Annotated in this window: 11 protein-coding genes and 1 pseudogene; 6 read left to right on the plus strand and 6 right to left on the minus strand. The window is 67.0% G+C overall.

Annotated features, from left to right (window positions below; all coding sequences use genetic code 11):
* Positions 1-36 precede the first annotated feature (36 nt).
* Complete coding sequence (locus A5704_RS25055) at positions 37-870, plus strand: SDR family oxidoreductase (RefSeq protein ID WP_067891664.1); 834 nt, start codon at positions 37-39, stop codon at positions 868-870.
* An 8-nt stretch (positions 871-878) separates the two neighbouring features.
* On the opposite strand, the gene A5704_RS25060 is transcribed toward A5704_RS25055, so the two are convergent.
* The 3 genes from A5704_RS25060 to A5704_RS25070 all read right to left on the minus strand — a co-directional run bounded on the left by A5704_RS25060 (position 879) and on the right by A5704_RS25070 (position 4,538).
* Positions 879-1,484, minus strand: coding sequence for a hypothetical protein (locus tag A5704_RS25060; RefSeq protein WP_067891665.1), 606 nt, complete (start codon positions 1,482-1,484; stop codon positions 879-881).
* A gap of 43 nt (positions 1,485-1,527) precedes the next feature.
* Positions 1,528-3,963: a glycogen/starch/alpha-glucan phosphorylase gene (locus tag A5704_RS25065; RefSeq protein WP_067891666.1), complete on the minus strand. Its 2,436-nt coding sequence runs from the start codon at positions 3,961-3,963 to the stop codon at positions 1,528-1,530.
* Positions 3,964-4,214: 251 nt separating this feature from the next.
* Complete coding sequence (locus A5704_RS25070; protein ID WP_082950130.1) at positions 4,215-4,538, minus strand: multidrug efflux SMR transporter; 324 nt, start codon at positions 4,536-4,538, stop codon at positions 4,215-4,217.
* Positions 4,539-4,605: 67 nt separating this feature from the next.
* Between A5704_RS25070 and A5704_RS25075 the strand changes: the two genes are divergently transcribed.
* The 4 genes from A5704_RS25075 to A5704_RS25090 are packed head-to-tail and all read left to right on the plus strand — an operon-like array spanning position 4,606 to position 7,754.
* A complete protein-coding gene (locus A5704_RS25075; protein ID WP_082954969.1) occupies positions 4,606-5,523 on the plus strand; it encodes an alpha/beta hydrolase in 918 nt (305 codons plus the stop codon).
* Positions 5,520-5,948, plus strand: coding sequence for a DoxX family protein (locus A5704_RS25080; protein WP_067756489.1), 429 nt, complete (start codon positions 5,520-5,522; stop codon positions 5,946-5,948). The genes A5704_RS25075 and A5704_RS25080 overlap by 4 nt, the downstream gene beginning before the upstream one ends.
* A gap of 45 nt (positions 5,949-5,993) precedes the next feature.
* A complete protein-coding gene (locus tag A5704_RS25085; protein ID WP_067756486.1) occupies positions 5,994-6,794 on the plus strand; it encodes an SDR family NAD(P)-dependent oxidoreductase in 801 nt (266 codons plus the stop codon).
* Positions 6,795-7,754, plus strand: coding sequence for a phosphotransferase family protein (locus tag A5704_RS25090; RefSeq protein WP_067891669.1), 960 nt, complete (start codon positions 6,795-6,797; stop codon positions 7,752-7,754). It abuts the gene before it with no gap.
* Positions 7,755-7,766: 12 nt separating this feature from the next.
* On the opposite strand, the gene A5704_RS25095 is transcribed toward A5704_RS25090, so the two are convergent.
* Positions 7,767-8,024, minus strand: coding sequence for a hypothetical protein (locus tag A5704_RS25095; RefSeq protein ID WP_067891670.1), 258 nt, complete (start codon positions 8,022-8,024; stop codon positions 7,767-7,769).
* Between the two features lie 175 nt (positions 8,025-8,199).
* On the opposite strand from A5704_RS25095, the gene A5704_RS25100 reads away from it, so the two are divergent.
* A complete protein-coding gene (locus A5704_RS25100; RefSeq protein ID WP_197499047.1) occupies positions 8,200-8,898 on the plus strand; it encodes an MspA family porin in 699 nt (232 codons plus the stop codon).
* A 369-nt stretch (positions 8,899-9,267) separates the two neighbouring features.
* Here the strand turns inward: A5704_RS25100 and A5704_RS25105 are convergent, their stop codons facing one another.
* Entirely contained in the window at positions 9,268-10,572 is a 1,305-nt protein-coding gene (locus tag A5704_RS25105) for an acyl-CoA dehydrogenase family protein (RefSeq protein ID WP_067891672.1), read from the minus strand.
* A pseudogene (locus A5704_RS29445) lies at positions 10,573-10,796 on the minus strand (CoA transferase); the annotation flags it as partial.

Genomic DNA, 10,796 nt, shown 5'->3' on the forward strand with positions numbered 1-10,796 from the left:
CTTGCGGTGAGCGAAGAAAACGTCCACTGTCGACCGATGGTTGACCGTCGTACCCTTGACGGCGTGAACGCCCGGCGCAGCCCGTTCCGGGCCGATCTGCTGCAGGGCAAGGCGGCCCTGATCACCGGCGGGGCCACGGGTCTCGGCCTCGAGATCGCGCGGGTGCTGGGCGGCCACGGCGCCCGGATCGCGATCTGCAGCCGCAAGGAAGCCAACCTCGAGGCGGCGGTTGCGGTGTTGCGGGAGGCCGGGATCGAGGCCGTCTACGGCGTCTGCGACGTGCGGAGCCACGATGAGGTGACCGCCGTCGTCGAGGACGTGATCCGGGCCTTCGGCCGGCTCGACGTCGTCGTCAACAATGCCGCAGGGAACTTTCCCGTCCCGGTCAGCGGTCTGAGCGCAGGCGGCTTCAAAGCCGTGGTCGACATCGACCTGCTGGGGACGTTCAACGTTTCGAAGGCGGCTTACGAGCTATGCCTGCGGGAAAACGGTGGATCCGTCGTGAACATCAGCGCGGCGACCCAGTACCGCGGCATGGCCTTGCAGGCGCACGTGGTGTCGGCCAAGGCCGGCGTCGACGCGTTCACCCGCGCCTGTGCCATCGAGTGGGGGCCGGACGGCGTCCGCGTGAATGTCGTTGCGCCCGGGGCGATGTCGGGAACTGAGGGCGTGAAGAGGATCACCGGCGACAACCAACATCGCGCCACGCAGAACCCGTTGCGCCGGGCGGGTTCGACCACCGAGGTCGCCGAGGCGGTGCTCTTCCTCGCCAGCGACGCCGCGTCCTATGTCACCGGGGCGACCCTGGTTGTCGACGGCGGTGGATGGCTGACCGCCAGCGGGGTACCGGATCTTCCCGGCTATCAATAGATTCGGCTCTACTCGAGGTATCCGCGGGGGAGCACCGAGAAGTCCACGCACGCCGCGGCCAATACGTCACCCAGATGAGGGCCGACCGGCGCGGCGAGGGTGAGCATCGCGCCCGCCGATGGCGCCTTCAGGGTGGCGACGTTGTGGTTGGTCAGCAGTTGGATGGCCTCGGATTCGATGTCGCTCCAACCGGTGTGGACGGTCATCAGGGTCAGCACACCCAGGGCCTCGCCGGAGGGCGACAGCAGGCGGTGATGCCAGGCGCCGTCGGCCTTGTGCCCGGTGTGCGGCCGAACCACCGCCAGCACGGTGCCGCCGCCGTCTTCCAAGCGCGCGGCGCCGTCGGCGGGGACGATCTTTCCCACGGGTGTGTTCTGGTTGGTGATGGTGGTCGTCGCGGCGACCGCGATCTTGAGCTCGTCGCCGTTGGCCGCCGTCAGGGTGTACTCGCTCTTGCCGCCGTTCTTGAAGCCCAACAGGACCGCGGCGCCGCCCTTTTGCTGGGCGCGCGCCAGTTCGGTGCCGTCGGGCGTGGCGAGCGTGGCCCGCAGGGCGTTGGACGTCGACCTCGACACGCGCGCGAGGACGACCGTTGCATCGCCGATAATCGACATGGCGAGATCCTAGGCTCGCGTGGGGCGATTATCAGCAGGTTCGTCACATCTTGACGGTCAACGGCCACACGTTCCAGATGTCGTCGCAGTACTCGGTGATGGCCCGATCCGACGAGAATTTCCCGCTGCGCGCGGTGTTCAGGATCGACATCTTGGTCCACGACTCCCGGTCCTGCCACGCGGCGCTCACCCGCTCCTGGCAGCTCACGTACGACGCGTAGTCGGCGCAAACCAGGAAGGGGTCGTCATGGCGCAGGTTGTCCACCAGCGGCCGGAACACCTCGGTGTCCCCGCCCGAGAAGGTGCCGCCGGCAATCAAATCCAGCACCGCGCGCAGCTCGGCGTCACCGTCGATGTAGTCGGCCGGGCGGTACCCGCTCGCCTTGACCGCCTCGACCTCCTGCTCGGTCAGGCCGAACAGGAAGAAGTTCTCCGCACCCACCTCGTCGCGCATCTCCACGTTCGCGCCGTCGAGCGTGCCGACCGTCAGCGCGCCGTTGATCATGAACTTCATGTTCCCGGTGCCCGACGCTTCCTTGCCCGCGGTGGAGATCTGCTCGGACAGGTCGGCGGCGGGGTAGATCATGTGGGCGTTCTGCACGTTGAAGTTGGGCACGAACGCGACCCTCAGGAATCGGTTGACGTCCGGGTCGGCGTTGACGGTTTCCCCAACGGCGTTGATCAGCTTGATGATTCGCTTCGCCATGAAGTACCCGGGCGCCGCCTTGCCGCCGAAGATGAAGGCACGCTGCGGAATGGACAGGCCGGGGTTCTGCTTGAGCCGGTGGTACAGCGCCACGACGTGCAGCACGTTGAGATGCTGACGCTTGTACTCGTGGATGCGCTTGACCTGGACGTCGAACATCCAGTCCGGATTGAGTTCGACGCCGGCCACCGAGCGGATGTACTTGGCCAGGCGCGCCTTGTTATTGCGTTTGATGTCACGCCATTCCCGCCGGAAGGCGGCGTCCTCGGCGAATGGCTCCAGGCCGCGCAGAAGTCCCAGATCGGTCAACCAGCCGTCACCGACGGTGCGGTCCAACAGTTCCCGGAGCCCGGGATTGGCCAGCGCAAGGAAGCGGCGCGGCGTCACGCCATTGGTCTTGTTGCTGAAACGCTCGGGCCACATCTCGTAGAAGTCATTGAGCACACTGCTTTTCAGGAGCTCCGAGTGCAGGGCGGCGACGCCGTTGATGGCGTGGCTGCCCACCGTGGCCAGGTGCGCCATTCGGACGTTCTTACCGCCGTTTTCGCCGATGAGCGACATCCGGCCGATCCGCTCCTCGTCACCGGGGAACCGGGCGCGCACCGCGTCGAGGAACCGGCGGTTGATTTCGTAGATGATCTCGAGATGGCGCGGTAGCGCTTCCGCGAAGAGCTCCAGCGGCCAGGTCTCCAGCGCCTCCGGCAGCAGGGTGTGGTTGGTGTAGCCGAACGTGGCGACCGTGATTTCCCACGCCTCGTCCCAGTCCAGCTGTCGCTCGTCGACAAGCAACCGCATCAGTTCGGCGACGCCGATCGAGGGATGGGTGTCGTTGAGCTGCACGGCAAACCGCTGGGGTAGCTCCCTGACGGAGACGTCGGCCAGGTCGTCCATGATGTGCAGCACGTGTTGCAGGGAGCACGACACGAAGAAGTACTGCTGCAGCAGGCGCAACTGTTTGCCCGCCTCCGGCTCGTCGTTCGGATACAGCACCTTGGTGACCGTTTCCGACATCACCTCGTCTTCGACGGCGCCGTAGTAGTCACCGGTGTTGAACGCTTCCAGCGCGAAAGACTTGACGGCCCGTGCGCTCCACAACGTCAGCACGTTGCAGGTGTTCACCCCGTAACCCTGGATGGGGGTGTCATAGGCGACGCCCTTGAGCACCCGCCCCGGCACCCACCGGACGCGATCATGGCCGCCGTCGTCCGTGTAGTGCGCGGCGTAGCCGCCCCACTTGACCAGGTAGTTGACGTCGGGTTTGGCGATCTCCCAGGGGTTTCCGTGGTCGAGCCAGTTGTCGGTCTGTTCGACCTGCCAGCCGTCGTGGATCTCCTGGTCGAAAATGCCGAACTCGTAGCGGATTCCGTAACCGATCGCCGGCCGCTCCAGGGTGGCCAGCGAGTCCAGATAGCACGCGGCCAGCCGGCCGAGGCCGCCGTTGCCCAGTCCCGGTTCCTCTTCGCACGCCAGTACGGTGTCGAGGTTCTGGCCCATCGCCGCCAGCGCCTCCCGGGCCGCGCGCTCCATGCCGAGGTTCAGCAGATTGTTGCCCAGTTGCGGCCCCATCAGGAATTCCGCCGACAGGTAGCAGGTCACCTTGCGGCCGAGATCGAGCGAGGTTTGCGTCGAGACCACCCGGCGGTCCTGCATGCGGTCGCGCACGGCCAGGGCGAGTGCCCGGTAGTAGTGCTCGGGCCGCCGGGCCGCGGCCGGGCGGCCGATGGAGTAGCGCAGGTGGTCGTTGATGGCCCGCTGCAGTGCGGCCGCGCTCATCCCCGTGCGCGAGTGCTCAACCAGATCCGCCCGCGTAGGGCTGGCGGGAGAGACTCCGTCGGGGGGTGTCTGTTCGACATCGGTCATGGTGGTCCTGCTCCCTAGAGGTTGCCGCAATATCAACCGAGCCGCCCGGGGGACGGCAGAGCGTCAGTCTGGCAGCGATGTTTGCACACCAGGCGCGCGGTTGAAGGCCGTTGCGTAAACAGCAGCTCACGGGCCGGCGACGAAACGGCGGCCCACGCCTAGCCTCAATGGGCGCCGGAGAGGTTCAACGTGACCACGCCGGCGATGATCAACCCGACGCCGACGACCTTCGCGACAGACACCGGCGAGCCGAGAAACAACACGGCGATCAGCACGATCAGGGCGGTGCCGATCGCCGACCACAACGCGTAGGCGACGTCTGTCTGCATGCCGCGCGCGATCGACAGCGCCAAGAGCGCGAACGAGACGGCGTAGCCGGTCAGGCAGATGACCGTCGGCCACAGTCGGGTGAAACCCTCCGTGCTCTTGAGCAGGCTGGTCGCGATCACCTCCGCGACGATGGCGCAGAGGAGAAACACGTAAGTCAAGACGCCTCCTTGCGTGTGGACGTACATGTATGTGTGTACAGGACGGGTCGTGGAAGGATTGCGCCGTATGACGTTTGCCGCGCAGCCGTTGACGTTCGACGTCGGTGACGTGATCGGGGAGCGGGCGTCGCTTGCGGCGACCCACTATCCGGCGGGCGGCGAGCCGCTCGGGCTCCTGGTTTGCCTGCCGGGCGGCACTTACAGCCGCGACTACTGGGACCTGCGTATTCCCGGGCGGCATGGGTACAGCTTCGCCGAGTTCGCCTCGGGCAACGGCTATGACGTAGTGACCATCGATCCGCTGGGCACGGGTGAAAGTTCGCAACCAGCAGGGGATTTCGGCTTTCCTGACATCGCCGCCACGCTGGCGCACGCGGTGTCCGCGTTGCCCGCCGCAATCGGAGTCCACGCGCCGCCGGTGGCCCTGGCGCATTCCCTCGGCGGCTACCTGGCCATCACCCAGCAAGCGCTGTTCTGCAGCTACGCCGCGCTGGCCCTGCTCGGCTGCACCAATCAGCACGTCGCGCCGCTGAACCTGGACCCCGCATTCATCGCCCGGTCGGCGACCGCGCGTGGACGCGCCGACCTCGAGCGGGAGATCCTCGCCGCCTTGCCGCAGCCCTACTTCGAGGGCCCGCGCGAGTATCTGCAGAGCTGGTTTCACCTCGCCGACGTCCCCGCCGACGTCGTCGCGGCGGACTGCGTCGTCGCGAAATCGCTGGTGCCGCGCGTGTTCGGGACCGCCATGATTCCCGGCGTCGTCGCCGAGCGCGCCGCACAGATCGAGGTTCCGGTGTTGATCGGCTACGGCGCCGTCGACGTGTCGCCAGATCCGCGCGCCGAGGCCGGCCTGTATAGCGCCTGCCCCGACATCACCACACTGGTCCTGGCCGACAGCGCGCACTGCCACAACATGGCGTCGAGCCGGCATCGGCTCTGGCGGCGCCTGCTCGACTGGACTGCGACCGTAACCTCTGGATCGTGACGAAGGATCTGAGCCGCTACGCCCCGGCGGTGCTGAGTGTGTTTCGCATTGTCTACGGTCTGCTGTTCGCCGCCTACGGATCGAGGAGCCTGTTCGATTGGCCGGTGGCGTCGCCGGTTCGCGTCGAGTTCGGCTCCTGGCCCGGCTGGTACGCCGGGCTCATCGAAGTCGTCGCGGGTGTGCTGATCGCCGCCGGACTGTTCACCCGTGCCGTCGCATTCGTGGCCTCGGGAGAGATGGCGGTCGCCTATTTCTGGATCCACCAGCCACAAGCGCTCTGGCCGGTCGCCGATCCGCCGGCGGGCAACGGCGGCGGCTTGTCGATCCTGTTCTGCTTCGCGTTCTTGCTGCTGGTTTTCACGGGTGGCGGGAGCTACTCGATCGACGCGCTACGCGGGAGGGCACTTCCCCTCAACCGGCGATAATGGCATTCTCTGATACGGAGAAGCCATTTCCGTAGGAGGTCGAGGATGAGCGCGGACCAACGGTGCGATGGGATGGTGGCCCTCGTCACCGGCAGCAGCCGGGGGCTGGGCAAGGCGATCGCCGCACGGCTCGCCACGCGCGGTGCCACGGTCGCGCTGACCGCCCGCACGATGGACCCGGACCCCAAGTACCAGGGCTCGTTGGGCGAGACCCTGGCCGAGATCGTCGCCGGCGGCGGGAAGGCCGTCGCGGTCCAAGCCGACCTATCGCGGCCCGAGGAACGGGAAAGGCTGTTCGCCGAAGTGGTCAGCGCCGTCGGCGCCCCCGACATCCTGGTCAACAACGCGGCGGTGACCTTCCTGCGGCCCCTGGACGGCTTCCCGGAACGGCGGGCCCGCCTGATGATGGAGATGCATGTCCTCGGCCCATTGCAGTTGAGCCAGTTGGCGATTCCCGCAATGCGGGAGCGCGGGCGGGGCTGGATCCTGAACCTGACCTCGTTGGGCGGTGACCTGCCACCGGGCCCGCCGTTCTCCGAGTTCGACCGCACCGCGGGCTTCGGCTTCTACGGGACGGTCAAGGCCGCGCTCAACCGGCTGACGAAAAGCCTTGCGGCCGAACTGTACGACGACGGGATCGCCGTCAACGCCGCCGCTCCCAGCAATCCCGTGGCCACGCCCGGGGCCGGCGCCCTCGACCTGGCCAAGACCGACACCGAAGACATCGAACTGATCACCGAGACGGCCTTCCGGCTGTGTACCGGTGACCCGAAGATCCTGACCGGACGCATCGCGCACACCCAGCCCTTCCTCGCCGAGGTCGGCTGGACCAGGTCGGCCGGCTGAATGGCCGAACTGGACTTAGACGAGCTGCGGCAGCGCCTGGCGGGCGCCGGAATCACCGGCGTCGCACCGATTTCCGGGGGCGCCTCCAGCCTCACCTTCCGGGCCGCCCTGGACGGGCGGCCCGCGGTGATCAAGGTCGCCCCGCCCGGGGTCGAACCGGTCGCGCATCGCGACGTGCTGCGGCAGGCCCGCCTCCTGAAAGCCCTTGCGGGCAGCGCGGTTCCGGTGCCCGAGGTGTTATGGGAGGACCCGGGGAAACCGCCACACACACCGCCGCTGTTCGTGATGTCACACGTTGAAGGCGAATGCGTCGAACCGCTTTTCGACGGTTGCACCGGCGGCGCCGGCTTGGCCGAGCGGTACCGCAATGCATGCCGGGCCATGGCCGCGTTGCACGGTTTGCGGCCCGGCGAAATCGGCCTGGGTGATGAACCGATTGTCGATGCGGTCGCAGAAGTCTGGCGTTGGTCCGAGACGCTGCAGACCGTCGATGCGGCGCTGGTGCCCGATTGGCCCGGGGTGCGCGACGCGTTGTTGGGTTGCGCGCCAACGCCCATGGGGCCGAGCGTGGTGCACGGTGACTTCCGTCTGGGCAACCTGATGGCGACCGGCTCGTCTATCAACGCGGTGATCGACTGGGAGATCTGGTCGGTGGGCGATCCGCGGATCGACGCCGGCTGGTTCCTGATCAACTGCGACCCGGACACGTACCGGCGCGTTGCGCGCTCGACGGCCGAGGTGCCCCCCGTCGCCGAACTCGCCGACATCTATCGGAAAGAACTGGGCCGCAACATCACCGACGTGGCCTGGTTCCGCGCGCTCGCCTGCTTCAAATCGGCGGCGACGTGGTCGCTGATCGTCAAGCACAATCGGCGACGAGCGGCCCCGCGAGCGGAACTGGAAGCGATGGCGACAACGCTGCCGGGCTTGCTGGACCGGGCGCGGTCACTGCTGATCTGACGGTGTGGGTGATCAGGCGCAATTGGCGTGGAGATTTTGGCACCACATCCCGACGCCACCCCAGTCACCCGAAGAGCCGACTGAATCTTCGTATGGGTTCGTCATCGTCGTCGGGTACTGGATCTGCCATTCGTCGATCGTCGGGATGTCGTCCACCTGGCCCGGGTCTGGAGACGCGAGCGCCGTTCCGACCGCGAATCCGCCGGCGCCGGTCATGACTGCGACGGCCACCGAACCCACGACAAGTACGGCGGCGAATCTGCGCTTCATGGTCGCGGCCCCTTCCGTCGTTTGCCTGAACTGCCGGCTAACAAAGCCTAATTCTAGCTTCGGCGTCCAAGTCGCATAAGAGTCACGAACACACAACGACTTTGATCGGGCGCCCAGCAAATTTCGCGACTCGAAACGGTAAGTGCGTACGTTGGCGTGCGTGAGGCCGGTAACCGTGGTCGTTCGTCGTGCCCTGGTGGTCGCCGCTTGCCTCGTTTTGTCTGTGGTCACGGCGCCGGCGGCGTCCGGTGATCCCGATGACGGTCCCGAGATCGAGCCTGCCGCTGCGACTTCGGCACCGGCCGATGGGACGGTGCCATCGAATCCCCCCGTCCTGTTGAACACTCCCGACGGCTGGACCCTGGGGCTGGGCGCCAAGGACGAGATGCAAGTCCCGGTGGCACCGCTGACCACCTCCATCGCCTCGCGCGAATACATGGCCAGCGGCATCTTCGTCGGCTCGCTGAAAGGACCGGAAGAGCCCCACGGAATCCTGGAGGTGGGTTACCAGATCGGCTGCGGGATCGATATGAGTACATCCAACGGCGTGATCATGGAGGGTGGCGCCGGCATCATCCCCGGCGTCAGCCCCACCTTCGACACCACCGGTACGTTGCCGCCCCTGCTGCCGTTCGTTTCGACGCCGATGAACGGCGTGATGAGCATCGGAATGAAACCCGGCCTCGTCCTGACGGTGCCGGTGATCAAGAAGAATTTCAAGGGTGCGAACCCCTGGGTGATGATCAGCAACTTCCACATCAAGATCGACGGATGCGTCGGCCAGTCCTTCATCCGTTCCTACGCGGTGCTCACTCGGATGACCGATCTGTCCGACGTGGTGCTGTCGTATGTCGGCGTCACGAAAGCCGTCTAACGCGTACGGTGGCGACCCGCTTCGCCCGGCTCCGCCGCGCTAGCGATCGCCACGGGCCCGATGGTGGCGACCCGCTTCGCCCGGCTCCGCCGCGCTAGCGATCGCCACGGGCCCGATGGTGGCGACCCGCTTCGCCCGGCTCCGCGGCGCTAGCGATCGCCACGGGCCCGATGGTGGCGACCCGCTTCGCCCGGCTCCGCCGCGCTAGCGATCGCCACGGGCCCGATGGTGGCGACCCGCTTCGCCCGGCTCCGCCGCGCTAGCGATCGCCACGGGCCCGATGGTGGCGACCCGCTTCGCCCGGCTCCGCCGCGCTAGCGATCGCCACGGGCCCGATGGTGGCGACCCGCTTCGCCCGGCTCCGCGGCGCTAGCGATCGCCACGCCGCGGGATGCCGGCCAACTTGTCGGCGAACTTGGCCTCGGCCGCCGCGCGCAACCGCAGCAGATGTTCGGACGGGAACAGGTCGGGCGCGGGAGCACGGTCCTTCAGCAGCAAGCGGGCCAGCGTCACCTTGTGCACCTCGGTCGGGCCGTCGGCAAGCCCCAGCACGAACGACTCCACCAGGTACTGCACGAACGGCATCTCGTGGGTGGTACCCAGCGAGCCGTGCAGCTGCAGCGCCCGCGACGACACGTCGTGTAGCACCTTCTGCATCATCGCCTTCACCGCCGAGATGTCTGCCCGCACCGCCTTGTAATCGTTGAATTGGTCTATCTTCCAAGCGGTTTGCAGGGTCAGCAGCCGGAAGGCCTCGATCTCCATCCAGGAGTCGGCGATCATCTCCTGGACGAGTTGCTTGTTCGAAAGCGCCTCGCCCTGCGTGTACCGCGAAACCGCCCGCTCGCAGAGCATGTCGAAGATCCGGCGGACCAGGCCGACCGTGCGCATCGCGTGATGAATCCGCCCGCCGCCCAGGCGGGTTTGGGCCACGACGAAGGCCCCGCCCCGCGGACCCAGCATGTGGTCGGCCGGCACCCGGACGTTCTCGTAGCGGACATAGCCCTCACGCCCGCCGCCCACCGGCTGATAGCCGAGGCCGACGTCGCGCAGCACGTTGATGCCGGGCGTGTCGCCGGGCACGACGAACATCGAGTAACGCTGATAGGGCGGCGCTTCGGGATCGGTCATGGCCATCACGATCAGGAATGACGCCATCGAGGCGAATGACGAGAACCACTTCTCCCCGTTGATGATCCAGTGATTCCCGTCCTGCACCGCGGTGGTGCGGAAGACCTTGGGGTCGGCGCCGCCCTGCGGCTCTGTCATCGAGAAGCAGGACACGATGCGGTTGTCGAGCAGCGGCTCGAGATAGCGGACCTTGAGCTCGGGCGTGCCGTAGTGCGCCAGGATCTCGCTGTTGCCGGAGTCGGGGGCCTGGGAGCCGAATACGATCGGCGCGCACTCCGAGCGGCCCAGGATCTCGTTGAGCAGCGCGAGTTTCACCTGGCCGTAGCCCGGGCCGCCCAGGTGCGGCCCGAGGTGGGTGGCCCACAGGCCACGCTCCTTGACGATGTCTTGCAGGGGCGGAATCAGCGCCTGGCGCACCGGGTCGTTGAGGTCATGGGATTCCTTGACGATCAGGTCGATGGGTTCGCACTCTTCGCGCACGAAGTCCTCGACCCATTTGAGTTGCCGTGCCCATTCGGGATCGGTGGAGAAGTCCCACGACATCTATCGGCCCTCTCGGTTGCTTTGTGCCACCACGCCCGCCTGGACAAGCTCGGTGATCTCTTGTGCGTTCAACCCCAGTTCGACCAGCAGCGCGCGCGTGTGATCACCGGGAAGCGATGGCGGTGTCGGGGTGGGCGGCCGGGTGCGGGAGAACCGGGGCCAGGTCATCTCGCATGCCACCGACGAGGCGGCCGAGCGTCGCAAGAAATGGTCGTCGTGACGGG

This window comes from Mycobacterium sp. E735 (assembly GCF_001666955.1).
GTDB lineage: Bacteria > Actinomycetota > Actinomycetes > Mycobacteriales > Mycobacteriaceae > Mycobacterium.